General features: G+C 40.2%; 22 protein-coding genes. 8 read left to right on the forward strand and 14 right to left on the reverse strand.

Features of this window, described 5'->3' with window-relative positions; genetic code table 11:
* The first annotated feature begins 18 nt into the window (after positions 1-18).
* Both Q4550_RS11275 and Q4550_RS11280 read left to right on the forward strand, forming a co-directional pair.
* Positions 19-1,545, forward strand: coding sequence for an aldehyde dehydrogenase family protein (locus Q4550_RS11275; protein WP_303532741.1), 1,527 nt, complete (start codon positions 19-21; stop codon positions 1,543-1,545).
* Between the two features lie 18 nt (positions 1,546-1,563).
* Positions 1,564-2,778, forward strand: coding sequence for an iron-containing alcohol dehydrogenase (locus tag Q4550_RS11280; RefSeq protein ID WP_303532742.1), 1,215 nt, complete (start codon positions 1,564-1,566; stop codon positions 2,776-2,778).
* Positions 2,779-2,812: 34 nt separating this feature from the next.
* Here the strand turns inward: Q4550_RS11280 and Q4550_RS11285 are convergent, their stop codons facing one another.
* Together Q4550_RS11285 and Q4550_RS11290 are read right to left on the reverse strand one after the other, a co-directional pair.
* Complete coding sequence (locus tag Q4550_RS11285; protein WP_303532744.1) at positions 2,813-3,430, reverse strand: NAD(P)-dependent oxidoreductase; 618 nt, start codon at positions 3,428-3,430, stop codon at positions 2,813-2,815.
* Positions 3,431-3,507: 77 nt separating this feature from the next.
* A complete protein-coding gene (locus Q4550_RS11290) occupies positions 3,508-4,704 on the reverse strand; it encodes a class I SAM-dependent rRNA methyltransferase (protein WP_303532746.1) in 1,197 nt (398 codons plus the stop codon).
* A gap of 134 nt (positions 4,705-4,838) precedes the next feature.
* On the opposite strand from Q4550_RS11290, the gene Q4550_RS11295 reads away from it, so the two are divergent.
* Entirely contained in the window at positions 4,839-4,961 is a 123-nt protein-coding gene (locus tag Q4550_RS11295; protein ID WP_303532748.1) for a hypothetical protein, read from the forward strand.
* An 86-nt stretch (positions 4,962-5,047) separates the two neighbouring features.
* Positions 5,048-6,382, forward strand: coding sequence for an MFS transporter (locus Q4550_RS11300; protein ID WP_303532749.1), 1,335 nt, complete (start codon positions 5,048-5,050; stop codon positions 6,380-6,382).
* 81 nt (positions 6,383-6,463) lie between these two features.
* On the opposite strand, the gene Q4550_RS11305 is transcribed toward Q4550_RS11300, so the two are convergent.
* The 3 genes from Q4550_RS11305 to Q4550_RS11315 all read right to left on the reverse strand — a co-directional run bounded on the left by Q4550_RS11305 (position 6,464) and on the right by Q4550_RS11315 (position 10,573).
* Positions 6,464-8,095: a hypothetical protein gene (locus tag Q4550_RS11305; protein ID WP_303532750.1), complete on the reverse strand. Its 1,632-nt coding sequence runs from the start codon at positions 8,093-8,095 to the stop codon at positions 6,464-6,466.
* Positions 8,092-8,886: an ABC transporter ATP-binding protein gene (locus tag Q4550_RS11310; RefSeq protein WP_303532752.1), complete on the reverse strand. Its 795-nt coding sequence runs from the start codon at positions 8,884-8,886 to the stop codon at positions 8,092-8,094. The genes Q4550_RS11305 and Q4550_RS11310 overlap by 4 nt, the downstream gene beginning before the upstream one ends.
* A 160-nt stretch (positions 8,887-9,046) precedes the next feature.
* Positions 9,047-10,573: an RQC-minor-2 family DNA-binding protein gene (locus Q4550_RS11315; protein WP_303532754.1), complete on the reverse strand. Its 1,527-nt coding sequence runs from the start codon at positions 10,571-10,573 to the stop codon at positions 9,047-9,049.
* Positions 10,574-10,738: 165 nt separating this feature from the next.
* On the opposite strand from Q4550_RS11315, the gene Q4550_RS11320 reads away from it, so the two are divergent.
* Positions 10,739-12,193 carry a phospholipase D family protein gene (locus tag Q4550_RS11320; protein WP_303532757.1) on the forward strand — a complete coding sequence of 485 codons (1,455 nt, stop codon included), beginning with the start codon at positions 10,739-10,741 and terminating at the stop codon, positions 12,191-12,193.
* A 265-nt stretch (positions 12,194-12,458) separates the two neighbouring features.
* Positions 12,459-12,827 carry a VOC family protein gene (locus Q4550_RS11325; RefSeq protein ID WP_303532760.1) on the forward strand — a complete coding sequence of 123 codons (369 nt, stop codon included), beginning with the start codon at positions 12,459-12,461 and terminating at the stop codon, positions 12,825-12,827.
* Positions 12,828-12,875: 48 nt separating this feature from the next.
* Here the strand turns inward: Q4550_RS11325 and Q4550_RS11330 are convergent, their stop codons facing one another.
* Positions 12,876-13,106, reverse strand: coding sequence for an excisionase family DNA-binding protein (locus Q4550_RS11330; protein ID WP_303532761.1), 231 nt, complete (start codon positions 13,104-13,106; stop codon positions 12,876-12,878).
* Positions 13,107-13,244: 138 nt separating this feature from the next.
* Between Q4550_RS11330 and liaG the strand changes: the two genes are divergently transcribed.
* Complete coding sequence (liaG, locus tag Q4550_RS11335; protein ID WP_303532763.1) at positions 13,245-14,099, forward strand: LiaG family protein; 855 nt, start codon at positions 13,245-13,247, stop codon at positions 14,097-14,099.
* A gap of 423 nt (positions 14,100-14,522) precedes the next feature.
* Here liaG and Q4550_RS11340 read toward each other — a convergent pair whose 3' ends face one another.
* The 4 genes from Q4550_RS11340 to nagA are packed head-to-tail and all read right to left on the reverse strand — an operon-like array spanning position 14,523 to position 17,952.
* On the reverse strand, positions 14,523-15,272 hold the full coding sequence (locus Q4550_RS11340; RefSeq protein ID WP_303532764.1) for an SIS domain-containing protein: 750 nt from the start codon (positions 15,270-15,272) through the stop codon (positions 14,523-14,525).
* A gap of 21 nt (positions 15,273-15,293) precedes the next feature.
* Positions 15,294-16,016, reverse strand: a complete 723-nt coding sequence (locus Q4550_RS11345; RefSeq protein ID WP_303532766.1) for a GntR family transcriptional regulator — start codon at positions 16,014-16,016, stop codon at positions 15,294-15,296.
* Between the two features lie 15 nt (positions 16,017-16,031).
* Positions 16,032-16,766 (reverse strand): glucosamine-6-phosphate deaminase, encoded by a 735-nt coding sequence (gene nagB, locus Q4550_RS11350; protein WP_303532768.1) that lies wholly within the window; start codon positions 16,764-16,766, stop codon positions 16,032-16,034.
* Entirely contained in the window at positions 16,753-17,952 is a 1,200-nt protein-coding gene (nagA, locus tag Q4550_RS11355; RefSeq protein ID WP_483298560.1) for an N-acetylglucosamine-6-phosphate deacetylase, read from the reverse strand. The genes nagB and nagA overlap by 14 nt, the downstream gene beginning before the upstream one ends.
* 185 nt (positions 17,953-18,137) lie before the next feature.
* Here nagA and nagE point away from each other — a divergent pair, with 185 nt between their 5' ends.
* Complete coding sequence (gene nagE, locus Q4550_RS11360) at positions 18,138-20,003, forward strand: N-acetylglucosamine-specific PTS transporter subunit IIBC (RefSeq protein WP_194218182.1); 1,866 nt, start codon at positions 18,138-18,140, stop codon at positions 20,001-20,003.
* Between the two features lie 46 nt (positions 20,004-20,049).
* On the opposite strand, the gene Q4550_RS11365 is transcribed toward nagE, so the two are convergent.
* From Q4550_RS11365 to mqo, 4 genes are all read right to left on the reverse strand, one after another.
* Positions 20,050-20,613: a hypothetical protein gene (locus tag Q4550_RS11365; protein WP_303532770.1), complete on the reverse strand. Its 564-nt coding sequence runs from the start codon at positions 20,611-20,613 to the stop codon at positions 20,050-20,052.
* 12 nt (positions 20,614-20,625) lie between these two features.
* A complete protein-coding gene (locus Q4550_RS11370) occupies positions 20,626-21,813 on the reverse strand; it encodes a ParM/StbA family protein (RefSeq protein WP_194218180.1) in 1,188 nt (395 codons plus the stop codon).
* Between the two features lie 491 nt (positions 21,814-22,304).
* Complete coding sequence (locus tag Q4550_RS11375; RefSeq protein WP_194218179.1) at positions 22,305-22,565, reverse strand: DUF4190 domain-containing protein; 261 nt, start codon at positions 22,563-22,565, stop codon at positions 22,305-22,307.
* 210 nt (positions 22,566-22,775) lie between these two features.
* Positions 22,776-24,338, reverse strand: coding sequence for a malate dehydrogenase (quinone) (gene mqo / locus Q4550_RS11380; protein ID WP_303532775.1), 1,563 nt, complete (start codon positions 24,336-24,338; stop codon positions 22,776-22,778).
* Between the last annotated feature and the right edge of the window lie 483 nt (positions 24,339-24,821).

Consider the following 24,821-nt stretch of genomic DNA (forward strand, 5'->3'; position numbering starts at 1 on the left):
AGTAAAGGAGGAAGAGCTATGTCAGTAAACGTAGAAATAAAGTCATTTCCGCTTTTTATTAATGGAGAATGGTCTCCTTCAGAAAGTGGTCAACTGTTCGAGGTGATGAATCCTGCTACTGGAGATGTAATCGCAAAAGTAACGAGCGGTAACGCTAAAGATGTTGACCGAGCTGTAGAGGCAGCATCCAAAGCATTCAATAATGAAGAATGGCGTGAGATGCCTCCAAAAGAGCGATCGAAAGTCCTTTATTCCATCGCTCAGAAAATCATGGAAAATGCAGAAGAACTTGTTGCCTTAGAAGCGCTCTCTTCAGGTGGCACAGTTAGAAGACTTGGATCCAATGACATCATTCAGATGGTGGATCTATTCCAGACTCTCGGTAAATTTGTGCTCGATTACACCTATTCAGAAACACTGCCCTCTCCTCCCTTTCCAGGACCAGCTCATAACTTTATCTGGCGTGAGCCAATCGGGGTCTGTGCCGCCATAACGCCATGGAACATGCCTATGCTTATTGCAACGTGGAAGATCGCACCTGCCCTTGCCATGGGGAACACCATCGTTATTAAACCAGCGAGTTATACACCACTTACAACCCTCCGCCTCGCTGAAATTATTTCTGAAATAGTTCCCAGAGGAGTAATAAATGTTGTCACAGGTAGTGGAAAAGACGTTGGTGAACCACTCGCTACGCACCCTAAAGTCGATAAGATAGCTTTCACTGGTTCTACTGAAGTGGGACGTCACATTATGAGTCTAGCTTCTAAAACAGTGAAGAACACAACGCTTGAACTTGGTGGGAAATCACCTTCCATTATCCTGGATGATGCAGATCTTTCAATCGCCCTTCCTGGCAGTCTGTTCGGCGTCTTCCTTCACTCTGGTCAATTGTGCGAATCCGGAACGAGACTCTTTGTTCCAGATAAACTGTATGATCAGGTAATCAATGGACTCAAAGAGCTTTCTGAGAAGCTTGTGATTGGGAATCCAATTGATCAGGCGACAGATATGGGTCCGGTGGTTTCTGCTACGCAAAAAGAAGCGATCTTATCATATATTGAGAAAGGTAAGCGGGAAGGGGCTCGTCTTATTTGTGGCGGGAATGTAGTTAACGTGAAGGGCTGTGAGAAAGGACATTTTATTGCTCCAACAATTTTTGCCGATGTCACGAACGACATGACGATCGCCAAAGAAGAAATCTTCGGGCCTGTGCTTTCTGTTATCCGGTATAGCGATGTTGATGATGCCATCCGTATGGCGAACGATACGATTTACGGACTAGCAGCAGGTGTTTGGTCAACTGATGTGAATAAAGCCTATAAGGTGGTAAGAAAACTGCGTGCCGGTGTTGTTTGGATAAATGATTGGCATATGCTCAGAAATGATGCACCGTTTGGCGGATACAAACAAAGTGGTATTGGTAGAGAAATGGGCAAGCATTCTCTTGACGCATATACTCAGGTGAAGCATGTGCACACCTCCATGGTGCCAGAAATCGAACGGAGAAATTGGTACAGTCTTCTCTTGTCTAACCAATCTTAATAAAGGAGGTAAAACTGTATGACATTAACATATTCTCAATATATGCTTCGAACGGCCATTCATAGCGGGGCAGGAACTCGGGCACTTGTACCCGATCTGTTCAGAGGACTTCAAGCAAAGCGTGTGGTTCTCTTTAGTGACCACGGACTTGAAAAAGCTGGTGTCGTTGAAAAGATCAAAGAGATATTCGAGCTGACACCACATGGGACTGGCCCTGAACTTGCAGGGGTTTATCTTGATATCAATCAAGATGCAGGGAGTCATGATGTTAATGCAGCGCTTCAATTTGCCAGGGAAGTAAGTGCGGATGGGCTACTCGCTGTTGGCGGTGGCAGCGTGATGGACACCGTGAAAGGGGTGAAATACGCCCTTCACAACGGATTAACTGATATTAAAGAAGCTATTCCAGGAGGACTTCTCTATTTATCCTGGCCAGAGGCCACTCATATACCAATTCCCCACATCTCGATCCCTACAACCGCTGGTACAGGATCAGAGGTATCTCCTATTGCCGTGATTTATAACGAAGAAATCAAGATGAAGACAAACATTATTCATCCATTTATTAATGCCGATATGGCTATATTGGATCCAGAATTGACAACGGAATTACCACCTATCATTACGGCTTTTACTGGATTTGATGCGTTAACTCACGCAATTGAAGCATTCGCCTCACCATCAGCCACATCGCTAACTGATGCTTATGCCCTCCAGTCTATTCGCTTGATTGAGTCACATCTCTCAACTGCCGTCAACCAGGGAGATAACCTCACAGCACGTATGGAAATGCTCCAAGCGAGTATGATGGGTATAACGGCATTTAGCTTCGCCCTTAATGCCATTCCTGTGCATAATTTTGCGCATGCGTACGGAGCTCTTTTCCGCATTCCACACGGCCTTGCGAATGCCGTTTTTCTTCCAGTTGTGATGGAAATGCTCCCTAATCTCTATCTTCCAAAAATAAAGGAACTTGCTAGTGCCCTTCATTTAGAGACAACCGGCAAGAATAATGACACGTTGCTACAAGTTGTCATTCATAAACTAAAAGAAATGCAGCAGAACGTTGGTCTTCCAGCTAATTTCAAAGATTATGACATTAAGCCTGATGCACTTGACGCTACAATCGCAGCGGTAAAAATGGATCCTGCTGCTCTCAATTATCCACTTCCACCAGAATTAATTCGCGCAGTTGGCGAGCGCGTCATTCATTCCCAGAAGGTATCCGTATAACCGAAAGAACCGTGAAGCTTAAGCTTCACGGTTCTTAGTATGCAAGTCCGATCGATTCTCGAATGTAGAGATGATCTGTTACGGTATGAAGCATAAAATCAGCTACATCTGATCGAGCGATGCGACGTCCGCCTTTTGGAATGCCACTTCGCGCTTTCCGATACTCTCCAGTCCGATCATCATTCGCTAATCCCATTGGACGAGCCACTGTCCACTCTGCTTCACTTGCAGCAAGAAGGTCGACTGCTCTTCGATGATCAGCAAGGACGTTCTGCAACAGCTTGCCTGCAATAAACCCTGTCACTCCAGGAATCTCTTTATTAATCCCAGCAGAAGCCATATAAACGATCCGCTTTACATCATGAATACTCATCGCATCGAGGATATTTGCCATCATTGTAGAAAGATCTGTTGTTTTTCCAAGACCTTTAGCACCCAAACATGAAATAACGGCATCAACGTCAGAAGTTATCGCCTGCTTCACATCAGCAGACTGCATCGCATCGCCAATTTCAACTGATAAATTTTTGTGAGTCGTTTCAAGTTTTGAAGGTGTTCGAACAAATGCAGTGACGGTATGGCCCGCTGCAATGGCCTGTTTCACAAAAGCATTTCCTGTACCGCCTGTAGCTCCGAAAACAATTAGTTTCATGAGTACCACCTCTCCCTCTATTCAACGATCTTTCCTTTTTTATCCCCGTTAATAGTTATCAGTGAAACGCGAATAACCTATTTTATTTTCTTTATGAAAACAACCTTAAGATAGTTTCCTTCACGAAACTCTTTGATTGTACGAAAATCTTCAGGTAGTGTAAATTCTTCAAGCAGCTCATATTTGCCGTTCGTTTCTTTAAATGCCTGATCAATAAACCCTTTAAACTTCTTCATATCATAGCCGCTATAGTTCGTTGAAGCGACAATCACACCATTATCTTCCGTAATTGAAATTGCGTCTTTCAACAGATCTTTATAATCTTTAGCAGCACTAAATGTATGTTTCTTAGAACGCGCAAAACTTGGAGGGTCAAGAATCACCATATCAAAAGATAAATTCTTTTTAACGGCGTACTTGAAGTATTTAAATACATCTATCACGAGGATGTTTTGCTCTTCATAATCAATGCCATTGACGCTAAACTGCTCGATCGTCTTATTCAAGCTTCGATTAGCAAGATCAACGCTTGTTGTACCCGTCGCACCACCTTCAACCGCAAATACCGAGAAAGCACCTGTGTAGGAGAACGTATTTAATACTGTTTTTCCCTTCGCGTATTGATCACGGATTAGCTTTCGAACAGGGCGCTGATCAAGAAATACTCCAACCATGGCACCTTCATTTAAATACACTGCAAAGTTCACGCCATTTTCTTTCACAATTAGCGGAAATTCGCCGCGTTCTCCTTCAACAAAATCATCATCTTCTACATACTGACCTTTCGCATCAAAGCGTTTCTTCTCATAGATACCTTTAAAATCCACAAGCTGTTTTAACGCCTCTACCACAACATTTTTAAACGAATAAATCCCTTCACTGTACCAGTTAATAAGGTAATAACCGTCGAAATAATCGATGGTTACGCCTCCCAGGCCATCTCCTTCCCCATTCACCACGCGAAATGCCGTTGTTGTTGGATCTTCAAAGAACGAAGTACGATGACGAAGGGCTTGCTGGATTTTCCTCACAAAAAAGTCCTGATCAATTGCTTCTTGTTCATTTTGTGAGAGCACCCAGCCATACCCCTTGTTTTGCCTTCCATAATAGCCTCTAGCAATAAACTGACCTTTCTCATCTTCTAATCTTAGAATCGTCCCTTCTTCTTTCAAGACGTCTGCATTCACAATCGCTTCCTTGAATATAAGGGGATATCCTTTATAAAATTTCTTTTGATGCTTTACTTGCACCTGCACGCTTCGTTCGTTCCTCATCGTGTCATCCTAACTTTTCGAGTTTTTTAATCTGCTTGCATTATATCACGTATCCTACCTGCTCCATAAACCGAACTTCCCTCTGGATAATTGAATTGATTCATTCAGAAACTAAGGATGAAAGGTGGTGAGGAATGGTGAAAACGAAAACAGGAACGGATATTGAGACAGTGAAACGTCTCAATGCAAATTCAGGGCTCACCTATAACCAGGCAAAAGAAATGTTGGCTAAAAAGATGCTGAAAGAAAAGAGTTAATTTCATTGAAACCGTGAAATGAGACGAATCATGCGCTTATCGTTTACAATAAGCTGGTGCTTTACTAACGCATCAGGAGGGTTTTAATGAACGAGAAAACAACTTCAAGCTATTTCAAAACCATTCTTCTTTTAAGTGTGGCGGTCTGGCTTGTTGTCATGAATACAACAATGTTTAATGTTGCTTTACCAAATGTATTAACTGAATTTAACCTTTCCCCTGCAGATGGCGCCTGGATTGTGTCTGGATACTCCATTATCCTCGCAATTTTCACGATTACGTATACTCGTCTATCAGATTATCTACCGATCAGACGCCTCTTAATTGCAGGGATTGTCATATTTGGACTCGGATCAGTTCTTGGCTTCTTTTCAGAGACATTTCCACTACTATTAGCTGCACGTCTTTTACAAGCAACCGGAGCAGCTGCAATACCTGGACTATCTATGGTTTTTGCGGGACGATTTATTCCATTCTCAAGTCGCGGACGGGCGATGGCCATGATTGCTTCAGCATCATCGCTCGGGTTCGGACTTGGCCCTGTCGTTGGGGGAGTCGTAACGGAGTATCTTGATTGGAATTATCTTTTCACTGTAACTTTATTTGTAGTTTTACTCATACCAATTCTCTTTCGTCGTCTTCCGGAAGAGGAGGTTCGTAAAGGAAGCTTTGACATTATAGGAGGACTATTGACAGGGGCTACTGTTACAAGCTTTCTACTCTATATTTCAACTTTTAATTGGCTGTTTTTAGCTCTGGGCATTATCATAGGCGGACTCCTCTGGCTTCGAATTACAAGAACAGATATCCCTTTTATTCAACCGTCTCTTTTTAAAAACAAGGGATATCGAAAGCTATTGTATATGAGCTACCTTGGGTTCACGACCCACTTTGCCATTTTACTTCTTATGCCACTCATGCTTCAGAACGTTTATGAAAAAGGACCTTCTGTCGTAGGGTATATTATTTTTCCAGGCGCCATGCTTTCCGCAGTTGCCGCTATTTATGTTGGTAGACTACTTGATCGATACGGAAACATGAAAGTGATTTATCTTGCTCACGGTCTGCTTCTCATCTCCACCGTGATTTTCTATTTCCTATCACCTCTAAATGAGTACATGATTATGATTGGCTATATGTTCACAAGCTTTGGCTTCTCAAGCCTTTCATCTAGTACCACAAACGAGGTGTCACGCATTCTTCCTTCTGAAGAAATCGCCACTGGCATTGGTATGAAACAGCTCATACAATTTGTCGGGAGCGCCTCAGGATCTGTAGCTGGTGGGATCATGCTTGAACTTAACGGATTAACGTATAGCACACAATCATTCCAGCTAACGTATATCTTCTTATTGATCCTAATGGCACTATCAGCCATCATCATGTGGGTATACGCCCGCAAATTGAAAACCTCAGTATAGATCATATAAGCACTAGAAAACTAAATAACCCACCTCATGATGAGGTGGGTTTTTGATTCGACAGGAATCGGGGAGTGCCTGTCACTCGCTATGTTTCAATCCCCGATTCCAAATAAGCGGTAAGATAAGCGCGAGAACAAGGAGATACGCCCACGTACCGAATGGAACTTTTGTTAGAATGAAGTGCACTCCCCAGAATACAGGAATTAATAACGCAAATGGGATAGTCTTCCAACCATCACTTTGCCCGGCTGATTCAAAAGGCTCTGAAAAAGGAAGCGTGCCTTTCAATATTCGAAAACAAATGACACTATAAATAAGAGCGATTAAGCATACAATGATCAAATCTGGAATGATTCGAACACCGAATAAAAAGGTATAAATCGCACTGATAGCCACAAACACAGGTGCAAATAGGCGAAGTAGAAAAGCCTTTAACGTACCCTTAATAATCACGCCAGAATTTTGTATAGGTGTGACATGATAAATCCATGACCCTTTACTTTTACTCGAATATTGAAGCATGATCACTATTCCCGGAACCATCATCATGCTCGCATAAATCGTTAAATAGGAGTTACCTGAAGTAAGGGCTTCAAATGACTGCCCAGCAGAATAGCTATTATATAGAAAAACAAAAGGAAAGATCATAGCAAACCCGAGAGAAGGATAGATCTTTAGTTTTAAATCACGTTCATTCTTTAGCATTCTCCCCGCAAATTGATAAAACGCATGCTCTTCTCTGCTTCGCGTGATAAATGAAGCCAAACGTTCCATTCCCTTAAATGTCTTCTTTTTCGATGGACCAGTCTGATCGATGAGCTTAAGAAGGTTCTTCTCAAACGTAGGTAACAATGATGAATATAGCCACAGAGCGATTAGTGGTATCAATATAGCTAATGCGATAAAGATATAGTAATAAGCTTCGTTAGCCCCATTCAACACTACAGCAAACGGTGCGCCAAACCAAACTGGCGGTAAAAGGAGATTCCACCATGTTGGTGAAAAGCCTACCTCTAATCCTGCAAATTCAAAAGCACGAGCAAGTACTTGATAACCGACTACGATGGTGATCGATAGGCCAATTTGCACATAATTAATGACATCCCTTAAGCGTTCTCCGCCAAAAAATTTTAAGATGATGTAATAAAGCAAAGCTGTCAGCGCCACAATTAACAAATCACTAAAAAACACTGTAACGACAAATAACACTCCGAATAAAATTCCATACTGCACAGTTCCTACAATAAGTGGAACCGCAACAATCGCAGCCGTTAAGAAAAATAAATATATCGTAACGTGGACCGCCCGTGCTGCACTGATCGTTCGACGATCGACAGGTCTTGTGCCAATAACCGTTTGGTCTCGTACGTCTAAAAGAACAGAAGAGAAATCTGAGATCATCGCCGTCATAATTAAAAACATTAAAACACCGAAAATCAAGCTCATCTGAAACATAAAATTGTCACCAAAAAACAGAATCGGAATCAACGTTAGGCCAATAAAAGCATAAAACCAGAGTGATTTCAAAAACTGGTTGGAATCTTTCTTTTTGTTCCCACTCATGTTCTGACTCATTATCGTAGTAGGACGTCTCCCATCCATCGTTAGCTTTACCTGAAGTATTCGACGCAAGGTAGGATAATCAATATCCAGCCGCTCAAATAAGAACCGAAAGAGGTCAAGAATCTTTAGTGTTGGAAAGTTCTTCATACATCTTCACGCTGCACGATCTGCACAAAATCCTCCGCAAGATTTTGATGCTCATTAAAACCTGTTAATTGATTAAATATCTCCTCAAGTGAGCCCTCTTTATTTTTTTGACGAAGCTGTTCAAAGCTTCCATCCGCAACAATCTTGCCATCATTTAGAAGGAGAATACGGCTACTAATTTTCTGAACGACCTCCATAATGTGCGAAGAGTAGAAAATCGTTTTCCCCTGAGCCGCAAGCTGAGCAAGGATTTCTTTAAACACCATGACACTATTCGCATCAAGACCATTGATCGGTTCATCGAGAAAAAGAATATCAGGGTCATGAAGCAAGCTAGAAATCAGTAAGACTTTTTGCTTCATACCTTTTGAGTAGGATGAAATACGAGATTCATAAACGTCTTCAAGCTCAAACACTCTCATCAGCAATCTAGCTTTATATTCCGCTGTATCAGCATCTAATCCGTAGAGTTCACCTGTAAACGTTAGGTACTCCTGCGCAGATAAGTTATCATAAAGGTCCGCCGATTCTGGAACATACCCGATTCTCTTTTTATAATTAACGCTATTCTTTTTAATATTTTCTCCAAATATCTCTACTTCACCAGCGTAAGTAGCTTCTAATCCGAGCATGATTTTAACAGTGGTACTCTTACCAGCCCCATTCGGACCAATGTAACCAATAATTTGCCCTTCATAAACATCAAGATCAATATTATCTAGAACGAGCTTTTCTCCGTACCACTTCGTCAATCCTTTCAAAGAAAGTACTTTTCCCGGTCCGTGTTCCATACAATCCCCTCCATATGTAAACTTCTACTTATTTCTACGAAACTTACAATAAAAGGTTTCATCCTGTCCACAAACCCTTTAGGTACTATAATCAGGTACTTTCCCACCGAAAATTCATTTCGTCAAAAAAAAGACGATGCTACTCACATCGTCTTTCCAGCTATTCGCCCTCTCTACTTAACATTCGATTGGCCTTCTCTGTCAGCCCATAGCCTTTGGAGATCTTAAGCAGCAAGCCGTCTTTCTCCATGTATTTGATCCCTTTGACAACATGTTTTTCTTGCCAATTCTGCAAAAGACCGAACACCTCATTTTCATGTAGTCTCTGTGCTCGTATCGCATTTGTTGCTTGTCCGGTAAAAACTTTTGAGAGTACATGAAGTGGCTCATTTTCATGCCTGATAATGAAGTGAAGCAAGATCTTCATCTCGCCAATTGTCATCGTATATTGCTTTACATTCATGTACTCTTCCTCATTCGAAGGGACATTTTGACTGATTGACTTTACTTTTTCAAGGTAGTCTCGAACAAAGGTGATTTCCCTTTGATTCAAATTCGGAAAAACTGTCCGAGGCTTAAAAGGTGCTATGGTATCGGTTAATACATGGGAAAACCAAATAAGTGGTGAGCCTGATCGATCTTCTGGCAGTCTCACGCTTTTGAACTGCTGATAAACCGTAACCGTAGATGGCGCTTCAAATAACGCAAGTTCTTCTTCTGATAAAGTATGCTGAACTTGTAGCACTTCAGCATAAAACGGTACATACGGCTTGAATGCTTGAATCGCTTGAGACACTTCCTCTATTTTTTCTACTAAACGTGGGGTATTGTCTACCATTTCATTGAATTGTCGTTCAATCGTTCCGATACGTTTCTTAGCACGATCCATGTCAATTTCCTCTTTAAAATGGACATGGTTTTCCTCTATGTCATAATAAATCGCATATCCGCAGGCCTCACAATAAAATTCAACATCACTACTAGTTGGGTAAAGCCTCATCTTCTTCTCATGATGACAAACTCCCTTTTCGGTCCATAACCATTCATCTGGAACTTCGCGGTAAGGTCTCATCACAATGTCGACTCGGTGTCGCCAGTAAGCAAGATCTTCAGGAGAATTTAAAAGGGAGATAAGAGGCGAGTGATTCATCCTTTCAACCGCTTTTACAACGGTTTCTTTCTCTCTAGCCAATTGAATAAACGGATGAAGTTGATACGCCTCTATAATGCGCTCTTCCCATTCTACACGAGACTTTTCAGCTAACTCCGCGCAAAAAAGGTAATCTCGAATAACCCGATCGAGATGACGATCAAGATCTTCCGTTGATAACTGTAAATAAAACTCTTGGTAAGTAGAATTGTTATGGATGGGGAGGCCATGCATCGCCGAAAAGGTTTGCCACAATAATTGCTCTGGTTTGATAAGATGTGGGTAAAGCTCATCTTCTTTATTTAAAGGAATCGGTAAAACGGCTTCGTTTTCCTGTTCAAGAAACGTTTGCAACTTCTGCTTCTCTTCCTGGGTAAGAGCGCCAATCTTCCGTTTCACATTTTCGTGAAGACGATGAATCATGCCTTTTTGTACTTTCTGACCTACCGTTCTAATTCGTTTATTTTTCTTTCCCATTGGAACAAACGCAAACATCGGATAGGCATCAAAATGATAAGTATGATGTTCAACTGTCATTATGCAAAACCCGCTTTCTGTCTTTCAGCTGTTTATCCAACAGTATACGGCGGAAATTGGTATGGAAACAACCTTATAGCATGCAAAAAAACACATTCAGAGGAGGGATACAATCGTACGGCGCGGGGTATATAAAGAGAAAATAGAAATTGAGGAGCACTACATATGAAGAAACGATCATGGTATCGCAAAAAACGTTGGATGATATTCATTATATTTTTAGTTATTTATGTAGGCGTTATCACTTATCACCGCTTCAAGCCTTTACCTGAAGGCGTATCCTACGCAGGTGAAGTTCATCAAATAAATGATGAAGACATCGAGTTTCTTTTTGACTTAACTTACGACAAAAAGGAGAAAGAAGTTTATGATCATAGTATTTTTGATGAAATCAACAGTACGATTCAAGAAGCCGATGATTTCCTTATTTTAGACCTTTTCTTATTTAACGGATACACGGATGGGAAAAGAGATTATCCAAAAATCAGTGAAGACTTAGCGAATACAGTAGTTAAAGTAATGAAAGCGAAGCCTAACCTGAAGGTTATCCTCATTAGCGATGAAGTGAACACAACATATGGATCTCACGAGGCTGACCAAATAAATAAAATTAAGGAAATGGGCGCCGAAGTTATTTTCACTGATCTTGATCGGCTGCGAGATCCAAACTTATTTTATTCAGGGCTTTGGAGAATGGGGATCACCTGGTTTGGGCAAGAAGGCAAAGGATGGCTTCCAAACCCAATGGCTCCTTCAGCACCAAAAGTCACTGCACGATCTTATCTAGAGTTGCTTAATGTGAAAGCGAACCATCGTAAAACGGTGATTACAGAAGATGCGGGTATTATCATGTCTGCAAATCCTCATGATGCGAGCGGTTTTCATTCTAACATTGCCTTTAAAGTGAAGGGCGAGATTCTAAATGACCTTATCGAAACTGAAAAAGCAGTTGCCGCCTATTCTGGAGGAAACGTATCGTCATTTCCAGACACTAAGTTGACCGATGAGGGTCCCGAGGATGCTTTTAATGTTAAAGCTCAAATTGTGACAGAAAGTAAAATTCAGGATAGTGTTGTGACAGCTATTGATGATGCCAAAAAAGGAGAGCTTATCTATATTGGAATGTTTTATTTGGCCGACCGGGATATCGTTGATGCGCTTGTTGACGCAACCGAACGAGAGGTCGACGTACGTCTAGTACTAGATCCCAATCAAAATGCCTTTGGACAGCAAAAAATCGGCTTACCTAACCTTCCTGTGACAGCTGAGCTAGAGAAACAAGGAAGTGAGCATCTTACAATCCGCTGGTATGACACAAATAAAGAGCAATTTCACACAAAACTATTGTATATAAAAGGAAATAAAGAGAGCACAATCATCGGTGGATCAGGCAACTATACCTCTAGAAACCTGGATGATTACAATATGGAAACGAATATTCATTTAAACGCACCTAACGATACTAAAGTCGTCCAGGATGTTGACCGCTATTTTGAGCGAATTTGGTCAAATAAAGATGGAACTTATACAGCTGACTACGAAAAATATCAAAACTCTCTTTCCCCCTATAAATATGTCATGTATATTCTTCAAAAATTATTCCAAGTAACCACATATTAACTATCATTAAAAATCCCCGGGAAAGATTTCCCGGGGATTTTTAGATTACCTTGTTCTTCTTTTATTTCGCATTTTCTTTACAATCGGATAAATAATGGGACCGTATTTAATCGCTTTTTTAATCAAATTTCTCATAAAAGGATACCCTCCTCTAGTACTATTCGTTATTCCCGATTTCTTATTACTTAAACGAAAGATTAGAGGAGATTCAATGGACTGGAGAGAAATAGAAAATAACCAGATAATTAGGAGGACGATTTCTCTTATGATCAAACAGGTGAGCCAAATAGCGATTCCCGTCAAAAAGATGGAACGAGCGGTTCAATTCTACAAAGAGCATTTGGAACTTAAATTATTATTTGAAACAAATCAGATGGCTTTTTTTGATTGTAATGGGCTGCGCTTGCTACTAAGTATTCCAGAGAAAGAAACTTTCGCACATGCAAGCTCAGTTCTTTATTTTGAAGTAAGTCATATTGAGAAAAGCTACGAACGTTTAATGAAGAATGGGGTGATTTTCATTAGTAAACCTCACCTAGTTGCGAAAACAGATGACGTTGAAACGTGGATGGCGTTTTTTGAAGATAGTGAGCAAAACACACATGCCATCATGAGTGAAGTGCTAACAAAATAAAGAAAGGATGCCGGTGGCATCCTTTCTTACTTAAGTTCTAAACCTTACTTAATCTTCATCTTTTACATCTGGATCTTCTGGAAGCGGCTCATTGGCTTCTTCTTCTAATCGTCTCTTCATTTTTTCCAACTGTTCAAAATGAGCATTAAACTGCTCTTTATATAGCAAATATTGCTCACCATCAAAAATAGTGCGAACGCGCTTCTCTCGAATGAGCGTTTCGATATAGGATTCTGGTAAAGATAAATATTCTGCCGTTTCTTTAATAGTGAGGTACATGCGCCTGCCTCCAATATACGTCATTAAGTCTCAAGTCTTATTCCAATTTAATACTCTAGATGATGTTTAGATGACTTGAACTACTATAAGATTACCATAGGGAATAGCATAACGAAGGAAACACGGGGAGGAAATATAGTGAGAAGTGGATTTGTGGTCATTGTTGGGTTGCTTGCAGTAGGGGCGGTTTTATTAATTTTATTTGAAAACACCTCTCTTTTTGCACGAGGAAGTGATGAAAACAGCATTGAGTTAAGTGAAAAAATTAATCAAGTTAGTATTTTGACGCACAGCAGTGATATGAACATAGTCACATCATCACGTGATGATGTGAAAGCAACCTTAAATGGTAGTGGAGAGCTTTCGGTGAGAAAGAAAGGAAATGCAATTGAAGTTGAAGTGAAGCGAAAGTGGTATAAGTTTTTTAACTTTAACGGGGGATCAGATGTTACTGTTTACCTCCCAGAAGACTTTAAACGCAATCTCAAGCTTGAGGTTGGCTCAGGAAGTGTTGTCTTCAATAATGAAGAAAACCTTACCATTTTAAACGAAGTAGATATTGATATGAGTTCGGGTGATGTTGAACTTTCCAACCTGGAAACAAAAAGCTTCGAGCATGACGGCTCATCTGGTCGTCTTATCATTGATCGACTTTCAACCGAAAAGGGAAGCTTTGATATAAGTTCTGGAGACGTGATTTTAACCCATTACTCTGGCCCACTTGAAGGAGAAATGTCATCAGGTGACATGAAAGTTCAAATGGATCAGTTAACAGGGGATGTATCGTTTGACCTTAGTTCAGGTGATGTTGATTTGGACCTTCCGGACAATGCTGATTTCACATTGGATAGTGAGGCAAGCAGCGGGGACATCTCAACCAAATTCACTTTAGAAGAGCAGACGATTAGCAATAAGGAAATATCGGGAGTACATGGTTCAGGGAAGTATCACGTGAAGATATCCCTTTCAAGTGGAAGCGCTAGCGTTTATTAAATAGTAACACCTGCTTTCCAATAGGACGGCAGGTTATTTTTGAGTTTTTAATTGAAAATAAACGATTTGGTTTACTCGTCGGTTACTATAACGGCATTTATCATTTCACATCACCAAATTATTTCCATGAAAATATTCCTTAATATGTTCTAGGTAATAGTTATAGCCCTGCCTTCGTAATTATACTAGGTGGAATGCTCATTACCATTATAGGAATCTTGAGCATTCTCTTCATTCAAAAATCAGAAACAAAGCATAAAAAGCAAGCTTACAAAATACCTCGCTATAAAGAAAAAAACCACTTTTCAGCTTTGCTGAAAGGGCGCCCTATGATGACCAATCCGACTGGACATCATAGGTCATAAATGAGTCTAATATCAACAACATTCAATTACATAGTCTTAAAAATAAGAGATTGTTTTGCTAAAAACCTTGATTGCCTTCGAGGAGCGGAATACGTGATTTGTATCTCTCAATCAATGTCTGATTCGATTCATCTGACCCGTCTACATTCCCGCTCTTAAACACAGGAGGAGTTATTCCCCGTGCAATCAACTGATGAATAGTTTCTACAGTAATACCGTTCAGGATCCCCATTCCAATTACGGTAGAGATTGAACCAAATGCGACTTGATTCTCTGTATCTTGAATCACCGCATCACCTACCTCAACATGGTTATCAATCACTTGATCTACTACATCGTATAAATACTTTCCTTCTTTATGACGAGATGATTGTCCATTTGAAGCTTTTCGTGAGGTTAAGCCGATAACGTACGCCCCTCTTTCTTTACTAAGAAGGGCAACATCAATTGGAACAGGATTACGACCTGATGTCGATACAACGATCACTACATCGCCTTTTTGAATATCCTGGTCCACCATGAATTCCCTAGCTAATCCATTCGTTCGCTCTAGAGCAGAAGATCTCGTTCCGCCTCTATGGAGCATTAAGTCTTCAATAAAAATAGGACGAACTGGCACAAGCCCACCTGCACGGTAAAAAACTTCTTCCGCCATCATGTGAGAATGTCCACATCCAAATACATGAATGATTTTTCCGTTTTCGATGCTATCAGCTAGAGCGACTGCTGCTCGCTCGATAGAAACGGCTTCTTTCTCTTCAATTACTTGAAGGGATGTTCTAATTTTGTTGAAGTAATCATGAAACAAATGAACGCCTCCTCAATGAAATTAACGCTTAAGTGTAATCATAAATTTATATCGATCTGCTCTGTACGAAGACTTCACTACTTCAAGCGGTGTATTATCCGCTAGTTTCGTATTCCTCTGAATGAGCAGTATCGGTGCTCCTTTTTGTATATTTAGGTATTCTGCCTCCTGCTGAGTTGCTACAGAAGACTCTAACACTTGGGTCGCTTCCTCAATCTTGATCGCTAGCTGATTTTCAATGTGATGATATAAAGAGTGCTGTACAGTTTCTTCCGTCAACCCTTTTACGAGATTAGCCGAGATGTACGTTTTCTCAAGTGCCATTGGGATACCATCAGCAAGCCTGATCCGTTTAATTTCGTAAACAGGTGCGTGATCCTGTATTTTTAACTGCTCTGATATATAAGGTGGAGCAGGTACAATTTCAAAGCCTACTAGTTTACTACTTGGTTCCATGCCACGTGATTTCATATCTTCGGTAAAACTTGTTAACCCCATCAGCTGTTGCTCAATTTTTTTCTCAGCAACAAAGGTACCTACTCCCTTTTGTCGATAGAGGTAACCCTCATTAACAAGCTCTGTAATGGCCTGTCTTACTGTCATGCGACTAATGCCAAAGCGCTCTGCATATTCTCGCTCGGATGGAAGCGAATCTCCTGGGGTTAACTCGCCTCTTGCAATCAGTCCTTTTATCCACTCAACTAACTGATAATAAATAGGTAATGGGGACGTCTTATCAATCATCGGAAATAACTCCTTTCAGCGCAATGTTACGCCTGATAACGCTTTTTTATCAGCAATAATTGTAACATGAGAATGCCTGTTTAACACCGATGCAGGAAAGGATTCGTCCACTTCACCTTCCACCAATTTCCTCATTGCCTCATTTTTTGCTTCTCCTGCAACAAGTAGCAAAATCTCTTTGCTTTTCATGATGGTTGCAATCCCCATCGTAATAGCTTCATGTGGTACTTCGTTAATATCCTGAAAAAAACGAGCATTGGCTTCTCTAGTAGATTGAGCTAGCTGAACTATTTGTGTTGTAGCTTCAAAAGAAGTCCCAGGCTCATTAAATCCGATATGCCCGTTACTACCCATTCCGAGTAGTTGCACATCGATTCCACCTGACTCTTTAATGCTTTCTTCATATGTTTTACATTCCTCATCAAGATCAATCGCCGTACCATTTGGAAGATGTATATTCGCACTTGGAATATCGATTTTCCCAAAAAGTTTCTCATACATGAAAGCATGGTAGCTGTTCGGATTATCAGCTGAAAAACCGACATATTCATCAAGGTTATAAGTAGTAATTTCCTTGTAGGTAGTATAATTTCGTTGATGATCCTGAATTAAATGCTTATAAGTCCCTTGCGGAGTTCCTCCAGTCGCAAGTCCCAAAACCATACTTGGATTTGTACGGATTTTATCAATAAGATAATTCGCTGCCAGTTCACTCATATGCTCATAGTCATGTGCTTCAATGATTCTCATTTTCTACATCCCCTTTATTCGTATATGCAAGATGTCCATTACAAAATGTCATCATCACTTCTCCATCAATGGATCGTAAGAAAAAGTCTGCATCTTTTCCCACGGCAAGGCTTCCTTTTCGATCAAAAACACCAAGCTGTTTCGCAGGATTTTCCGATGCCATTTTTATCGCGTTTTCAAGAGTACAGCCGGTAAAAGCCTGGATGTTAGCAAGTGCATCCTTCATTTTCAGCACACTACCTGCCAAAGTTCCATTATCTAATAGCGCTTTACCATCTTTCACTTCAACATCTTGTCCACCCAAATCATAGCGACCATTTTTTAGACATTTGGCTCTCATCGCATCGGTGATTAAAATCATCCCAGCATCTGATTTTTGAAAATAAGCTAACTTAATCATTTCAGGTCTCACATGATACCCATCTGCAATCACTTCTGTTTTCAACTGCTTACTTAACAGAGCAGCACCTGCTACACCCGGTTCACGATGATGGAGACCTCTCATCCCATTATAGAGGTGTGTAACGTGAGAGGCACCACATTCAACTGCCTCCATGACCTGCTCATATGTTGCATCGGAATGACCTATTGAAGCCACAATACCTCTTTCTGTTAAATATCGAACAAGTTCCATACCACCTTCTATTTCAGGTGCCAGGGTAACTAGCTTAATCGTGTTGTTTGCTAGTTTATTCCACGTTTTAAATACATCCACATCTGGTTGCTGCATGGCATGTGGCGGCTGTGCACCTGCCCGCTTACTATTAAGGAATGGACCTTCTAAGTGAATGCCAAGTACTTCCGCATGTCCTGGTTGTTGTCTGTACTCGCCTGCATTCTGAATAGCACACTCAATCGCCTTTGCTTCCTGAGTAATAGTCGTTGCTAGAAAGCTCGTTGTTCCTTCAGCTGGAAGTGCTTTCGTAATAGTATCAAGCGCTTCAGTAGAAGCGTCCATCGTATCGGCTCCATTCACGCCATGAATATGGACATCAATCATTCCAGGAAGCACAGATACACTTTCATTAAACGAATAGACTTTTTCTTGTCCTGCTATAGTACGTTCATCTGTATGACCTATTTCAATAATTTTACCGTTATCGACTTTAAGATAGCCGTTTTGGATCGTTTGTTCTTCGCTATAAACTGTCACATGATCAATAACAAAACACGCTTCATTCACGATGAGACACTCCTTTTTTCGGTTCATCTTGTTATTAAAATCGTACCACCATTAAGTACAGTTGTCTATACCAGTATAGAACCGATTTCACGACGCACAAGGAAATTGGTATAGACAACTATATTTAGTGCTGTTATGATGAACATGACAATAAAACGTTTTCAAATTTCGAAAGGGGTTGAACGTAAATGCTCGGAGCTTTACAACGTATTGGTAAGTCCTTAATGCTACCAATTGCTGTACTTCCGGCTGCTGCCTTGCTATTGAGGTTAGGGCAGGATGACTTACTTGGTATTCCATTTGTAGCAGCAGCAGGGGGAGCCATATTTGATAATCTCGCACTTATCTTCGCAATAGGTGTAGCCATTGGATTCTCTAAAGACAGCAATGGTGCGGCCGGACTAGCCGGTGCCATCGGTTACCTTGTTCTTACACAGGGGACTCAAGCAGTTAATGAGAATATTAATATGGCGATACTTGGAGGAATCCTTTCTGGTATCGTTGCGGGACTTCTTTATAATCGATTTCATGATATTAAACTTCCAACCTGGCTTGGTTTCTTTGGTGGACGACGCTTTGTCCCTATCGTCACAGCCACAGCAATGGTTATTCTAGCAGGGATATTTGGATTTGTTTGGCCTCCAATTCAAGAGGGCATTAATTCGATCGGACAATGGATTATCGATGCAGGAGCACTTGGTGTTGGTGCATTCGGATTCTTAAACCGACTCCTTATTCCATTCGGACTACACCACGTTCTAAATAGTTTAGTTTGGTTTGTTTTTGGTGATTACAATGGTGCAACTGGGGACTTGAATCGATTCTTTGCTGGAGATCCAACCGCTGGCATATTTATGGCTGGTTTCTTCCCAATTATGATGTTCGGACTTCCAGCAGCGTGTTTTGCAATGATTGCAGCTGCTAAAAAGGATAGAAGAGCAGAAGTAAGCGGAATGTTAATTGGTATCGCATTTGCATCCTTCTTAACAGGGATTACTGAACCAATTGAATTTGCCTTTATGTTCTTATCACCATTATTATATGGGATTCACGCGCTATTAACTGCCAGTTCGATGGTTCTCGCGTATGTGCTGGATATCCATCACGGCTTCGGTTTTTCTGCAGGAGCCATTGACTTTTTCCTAAATTACGGCTTGGCACAGAAGGCAGGTCTACTCCTTGTTATTGGGATCATTTACGGAGGAATCTATTTTGTTGTATTCTATTTCCTTATTAAAAAATTAAATCTCAAAACACCTGGACGTGAAGATGAAGACATGTCATATCCAACAAATGCACCAGCTACAAAAGAAGACAAATACGATGTAATGGCAGGTCACTTTATCCGCAGCATTGGTGGCATTGATAACATCTCATCTATTGATAATTGTACAACAAGACTCCGCTTACAAATGAATGACATGGCAAAAGTAGACGAAGCAGAATTAAAGCGTCACGGTGCTCGAGGTGTAGTGAAAGTTAACAACCGCAACTTGCAGATCATCGTAGGAACTGATGTGGAATTTGTTGCAGATGCAATGCGCGGAACAAATTCACATGCTTCTAAAGAGAGCAACGATACAACTATCAATCTTACAAAAACGCTAGCTGAGCAAGATTTCGTCATGCCAGTCAAAGGGAAAATTATTCCACTGCAGGAGGTTCCAGACGAAGTGTTTTCTGCAGGTATGATGGGGGATGGCTTCGCAATTCTTCCTGAAGACGGTCATTTCGTTTCACCTGTTGATGGTGAGATTATAAGCATCTTCCCTACAAAGCATGCAATCGGTATTAAGTCGAATAGCGGCGTTGAGATATTGATCCATGTAGGAATTGATACCGTCAACTTAAAGGGAGAAGGCTTTACAACACTTGTAAACGAAGGGGATACAGTTAAGAGAGGCGATAAGCTTATGACGGTCGATTTAAGTAGCGTCAGACGTTCAGTACCTTCAGTTGCAACTCCAGTCATTTTCACGAATTTACAAAAGTTGAAAATCAAAAAATCCGGTAATATTAATCAAGGCGATAGCGGAATCATTTCGATTGATTAATCGCCAAAAACGAAGAAAGGCAGCGGATATCCGCTGCCTTTCTTTTTTATTTATTCATTTTATCAAGAAATCCGCCGAGCAAATCATCTGCGCTTTCTTCTTCCTCCACCGCTGAACTTTGCTCCTGTTGCGCCTGATCCCAATCAAAATTCATCAAATCATCATCAGACGACGTGGAAGAGGCTTCAATCGGTTCATAAACGTCTTTTGGCATAGTTCTTTTCGAAACCTCATCTTGCAAATAAAGCGCCTGATCAATATCAATCGAGTTGCTGTTAAAAGATGCAAGGAGTGATGCAGCCCGCACTGGATCAGATAAAATTTGGTAAACGATGTTGCCAAGAAGCGCTTCTGAATGCTCATGCTTAAGCCAATCTCGTTGTGCTTTGCTTAATCCCTTAGGCAAAGGCACCGTAATAGCATCATTATCGCGCCTTATCGTTTGCGTGACACCATCTAACACATACTCCGCAACGCGGCTTGAGAAGTTACGCTTTTCTTCGTCCTTTAACTTCTGAAGCTGCTTTAGAATATGATCAGGTGTATCAGAGGGAAGACGAAATGTAATCGCCTGTCCTCTCTGAATCCCCGTCATCCCCGCCTTTTTCATCAAATCACCCTACTAGTTTTTGACCTTGTTCTTTTCTTCTCTCTTTTCCTGGGGCTTGTCTTTATTATTCTTACGATTAAAGTCAGAGATGAGCTTGTAGTAAGCATTCGACATCATCCAAATGCTTTCTTTTTCATCTTCAAAGAAATCAATATTGTAGCCATCAAGGTTGTTATTCAATGTTTTAAGGTAATCTTTTAGAACAATGGAGCCACCACCAACGAAATAGCAGATTTCAGATTGAGAGTTCTTCTGCCAAACGTTACGAAGATGGCGATATTGCTTCTTAGCTAGTTCTAGTAAAATGCGATCCGTAATATCATGAACGCTTGTACGACTTCCGCGAACCATAATATGATTACGATCGTTTTTCTTCGTAATAATATCTACTACGTCTCGACGGCTGTCGAGCTCCACACCATGCTTAGATCGAATTTCCTCACGAATGGCTTCTAGTGACTCAGCAACTCCTAGATTAAAGCCCTGCGCCTTATCATCGTCGACATTACGATTCTTAATAACCGCGATGTCAGTGGAAAGACCACCGATATCTTGAATCAAAATACGCTTATCAATTAAGTCTTTATTGATGATGTTTAAATCGCTGTCCATTACAAGATTAATGTAAGCAGCAAAACCTTCAGGGTAGACCTTTACTTCATCAAATTTAATATTAACTTTCTTTCCTTGGTACTTAGGCGTTACAAGAAATTCTACCTGGTGAACGGATCCTAGAAGTCTTGAGCGATATCCAACGTCCTTTCCTTCTTTCACTTCACGTAGTGGAAGTCCTGTACCAAGCGTGTAATTCGCATCCACAACGCCGTTCTGATTTCTGAAATTTGCTGAGTTTTTTGGATCAACGGCATCTAGTGCAAGTGATGCAAACAACATTACAAGAGTTTGATCCTCTTCTGATTTTGCGCTTCCTGGATCTAATTCTGTTGGGTTGTCACTCTTTGTCGCCAGATTGCCAACCCGATAGATCGCGTTGTTATCTTGTAGAGCAGGGGAGTGTACACGAATATGAATACCATCAAGCGGATCTTTAGTATCCAACTCTTCAATTCCAATTACAGGACGATCTTCTATATCTCTAGCAATTACGTTTGGTATGTATAGATCAGATTCAAGTTTTCCATAGATTCCTTTTAACGAGTCGTTACCTACATCGACTGCTGCAATTCTTGAATTACTCATAAAATAATCCATCCTTTCATATTTGAAATCTAGTATTTCTACTATTAACTTAAAATTTATAGAAATTTGCAAATGAAGTCAATGAGTCATTCTATCTAGTTTACAAATTTGTGTACTTGTATACAAATACGTTTACAAGTGTACATTTTACGTATACAAGTATACAATTTCGTTTACATCCCCACAAATCAATATGCGTACACTTTTGTGTACTTGTGTACATTTTACGTATACAAGTGCACGGTTTTGTTTACATGTATACGTTTACTGTATACATTACTTTTTTAAGTTCTATTCGTCTTTTTAAGGGCCCTAATATTCTTTACAATCTATAGATTTTATGCAGAAACTGCAGAAACACTAAATCAACTTATTGAAATTCTAGAGAAAGGAAGAGTAAAACAAACTAAGTCTTTTCTGTAAATGTTCGGAAGTAGAAATAGAAAAAGGAAGATGAGAGAAACTAATCCCTCCCCTTCCCTTCAAACATGTTACATTAATGAGGCAACTCCTGCCCAAAACCATATTTTCAAACCTAACGTAACAATTCCCGTAACTAACCCTGTAACGGCAAATCCTTTCTTAAGAGGGTTTTTCTTCGCAATTACTCCAAAAATGATGGCCAATATTGCCAAAGGATAAGGAATAATTGGCACTAGAAAAAGCACAAGTCCAATAATACCTAACACCATCGAAGACACCGCAAGACCATTGCTCTCTGGTTGTGGAGCTACATTCACATTTCCTTCCATATCATTTCCCCCCTAAAAATCATCTCTTTTTAGAAACCTATTTTTTTACATAATTGAATTTATTAGAGTGGCATTGATTTTATTCCATTAAAAAAAGCATGTAGCAATTAATTGCTACATGCTTTTTTTGTGTATTTATCCACTAAGCCAAATATAATCAGGGTTTCTCTAGCAAATAAGGCTACAGATCCTCATTTATTTCATCACAAATTAACTATAAGCGGGCTCACTTTCATTGAGAGCAAGCGTCTGTACAATTGAGGCATTGATCTCATTGAATAATTCAGGATTTTCTCCTAGTAACTTGCCATATGAAGGTATTATTTCTTTAATTTTGGGTTCCCAATCAGCCATCATCTCTGGGAAACATCGCTCGAATATCTCAAGCATAACGTGTACAGCAGTAGAAGCACCTGGAGAAGCGCCAAGAAGCGCAGCAATGGAACCGTCAGAGGAACTAACAATCTCTGTTCCAAATTGAAGCGTTCCTTTTCCTCCACCTTCCGTATCTTTAATTACTTGCACACGTTGACCAGCCGTTACGATATCCCAATCTTCACTTTTGGCAGTTGGAATAAATTCACGTACTTCTTCCATACGTTTTTCATCTGATAACATGACTTGTTGCACTAAATATTTTGTAAGGCCCATCTCTTTTAAACCAGCAGCCATCATTGTTAACACATTATTGGGCTTAACTGAGCCTATTAAATCTAAGTTTGACCCGCCTTTTAAGAACTTTGGTGAAAAGCCCGCAAATGGTCCAAACAACAAGCTTTTTTTATTATCAATATATCTTGTATCAAGGTGAGGAACAGACATAGGAGGAGCGCCAACTTTGGCTTTTCCATACACTTTTCCATGATGTTTCTCAATCACCTCAGGATTATTGCATACCATGAAGAGTCCGCTTACCGGGAATCCGCCAATATGCTTTGATTCAGGAATACCAGTCTTCTGTAATAGTGGTAGACTACCTCCTCCACCGCCGATAAAGACGAAATCAGCTGTGTGATACTCAAGATTGTCGTTGTCGATATCCTTTACCTTTACTTCCCAGATACCTTCACTATTTCGTTTAATATCTTCTACGCTATGCTTATAGTGAAGTTCTACATTTTCACCCTCTAAATGCTCAAACAGCATCCGAGTTAACGCTCCGAAATTGACATCTGTACCAGAATCAATTTTTGTCGCAGCAATCGGTTCATCTGACGTTCTTCCATCCATGATGAGTGGAATCCATTCTTTCAGTTTCTCAGGATCGTCCGAAAATTCCATTCCTTTAAACAATGGGTTAGCTGACAACGCTTCCAATCTCTTTTTCAAAAATTTCACATTATCTTCTCCATGAACAAGGCTCATGTGAGGAAGAGGCTTGATAAAGTCCTGAGGTTTATCAATCAATTGATTATTTACTAAATAAGACCAAAATTGTTTTGAAAGCTGAAATTGCTCATTGATTTTGACAGCTTTCTCAATGTCTATCGACCCATCGGTCTTTTCAGAAGTATAGTTTAGTTCACATAGTGCAGAATGGCCTGTTCCTGCATTATTCCATTCATTAGAACTTTCTTCTCCTGCACTTCCTAGTTTTTCAAATACTTTAACGTTCCAATCAGGTGCTAATTCTGTCAGTAATGATCCCAAAGTCGCACTCATGACTCCAGCACCAATTAAGATAATGTCTTTTTTTTGATTCTTGCTCATGATACCCTTCCTTGTCTCATTTATTTGTAATAAAAAGAATAGGCGCTCATGCTCACATGTCATAAAAAGCAAGGCGACTCTTAGGTACACAACATGTTCTATCTTAATTATACCTTATCATAGTCAATTGTTATAATTGTAGAAAAAATATCTAATAATCTGATGCATTTTTACTAATTTTTACACATTATTTGAAGAAAAAGAGGCTTAAAAAACAATACAGAAACTAACAACGGAAACTATAATGTTAAATAAGGCAGGATCATTCTTTTAAAAAAAATTTACTATCCCAGGTAGCTTAAAGACCAACTTCTACCATGAAAACTAAATATTATACGAGATAGAATTCCTAACAAACCAAATTCTTATTTAAAATCCCACTAACCATTTTCCCTTTTAGCCCCGTCATTAACCGTTTTGAAGTCTGTTTGTTCTTATCCAGAGGTTAGAGAGTTTTAATTTATTTCTATGTCGATTTACTTGAACACAAGACAACTCTTCCTCTTGCACTTTTCATTGAATGCTTTTAAAGTATATAATGGTTAA

Origin of the sequence: Anaerobacillus sp. 1_MG-2023 (genome assembly GCF_030547345.1) — a bacterium.
GTDB lineage: Bacteria > Bacillota > Bacilli > Bacillales > Guptibacillaceae > Guptibacillus > Guptibacillus hwajinpoensis_B.

Bases quoted from the DNA above. Each gene is read 5' to 3' on its own strand.
- Q4550_RS11345 (WP_303532766.1), bottom strand. From the start codon at position 16,016: ATGATTGATAAGACGTCCCCATTACCTATTTATTATCAGTTAGTTGAG.
- Q4550_RS11285 (WP_303532744.1), bottom strand. From the start codon at position 3,430: ATGAAACTAATTGTTTTCGGAGCTACAGGCGGTACAGGAAATGCTTTT.
- Q4550_RS11290 (WP_303532746.1), bottom strand. From the start codon at position 4,704: ATGAGGAACGAACGAAGCGTGCAGGTGCAAGTAAAGCATCAAAAGAAA.
- Q4550_RS11280 (WP_303532742.1), top strand. From the start codon at position 1,564: ATGACATTAACATATTCTCAATATATGCTTCGAACGGCCATTCATAGC.
- Q4550_RS11295 (WP_303532748.1), top strand. From the start codon at position 4,839: ATGGTGAAAACGAAAACAGGAACGGATATTGAGACAGTGAAACGTCTC.
- Q4550_RS11370 (WP_194218180.1), bottom strand. From the start codon at position 21,813: ATGAGTAATTCAAGAATTGCAGCAGTCGATGTAGGTAACGACTCGTTA.
- nagB (WP_303532768.1), bottom strand. From the start codon at position 16,766: ATGAGAATCATTGAAGCACATGACTATGAGCATATGAGTGAACTGGCA.
- Q4550_RS11275 (WP_303532741.1), top strand. From the start codon at position 19: ATGTCAGTAAACGTAGAAATAAAGTCATTTCCGCTTTTTATTAATGGA.
- Q4550_RS11375 (WP_194218179.1), bottom strand. From the start codon at position 22,565: ATGGAAGGAAATGTGAATGTAGCTCCACAACCAGAGAGCAATGGTCTT.
- Q4550_RS11300 (WP_303532749.1), top strand. From the start codon at position 5,048: ATGAACGAGAAAACAACTTCAAGCTATTTCAAAACCATTCTTCTTTTA.
- Q4550_RS11305 (WP_303532750.1), bottom strand. From the start codon at position 8,095: ATGAAGAACTTTCCAACACTAAAGATTCTTGACCTCTTTCGGTTCTTA.
- Q4550_RS11320 (WP_303532757.1), top strand. From the start codon at position 10,739: ATGAAGAAACGATCATGGTATCGCAAAAAACGTTGGATGATATTCATT.
- Q4550_RS11365 (WP_303532770.1), bottom strand. From the start codon at position 20,613: ATGAAAAAGGCGGGGATGACGGGGATTCAGAGAGGACAGGCGATTACA.
- mqo (WP_303532775.1), bottom strand. From the start codon at position 24,338: ATGACATGTGAGCATGAGCGCCTATTCTTTTTATTACAAATAAATGAG.
- Q4550_RS11330 (WP_303532761.1), bottom strand. From the start codon at position 13,106: ATGTACCTCACTATTAAAGAAACGGCAGAATATTTATCTTTACCAGAA.
- nagE (WP_194218182.1), top strand. From the start codon at position 18,138: ATGCTCGGAGCTTTACAACGTATTGGTAAGTCCTTAATGCTACCAATT.
- Q4550_RS11315 (WP_303532754.1), bottom strand. From the start codon at position 10,573: ATGACAGTTGAACATCATACTTATCATTTTGATGCCTATCCGATGTTT.
- Q4550_RS11310 (WP_303532752.1), bottom strand. From the start codon at position 8,886: ATGGAACACGGACCGGGAAAAGTACTTTCTTTGAAAGGATTGACGAAG.
- Q4550_RS11325 (WP_303532760.1), top strand. From the start codon at position 12,459: ATGATCAAACAGGTGAGCCAAATAGCGATTCCCGTCAAAAAGATGGAA.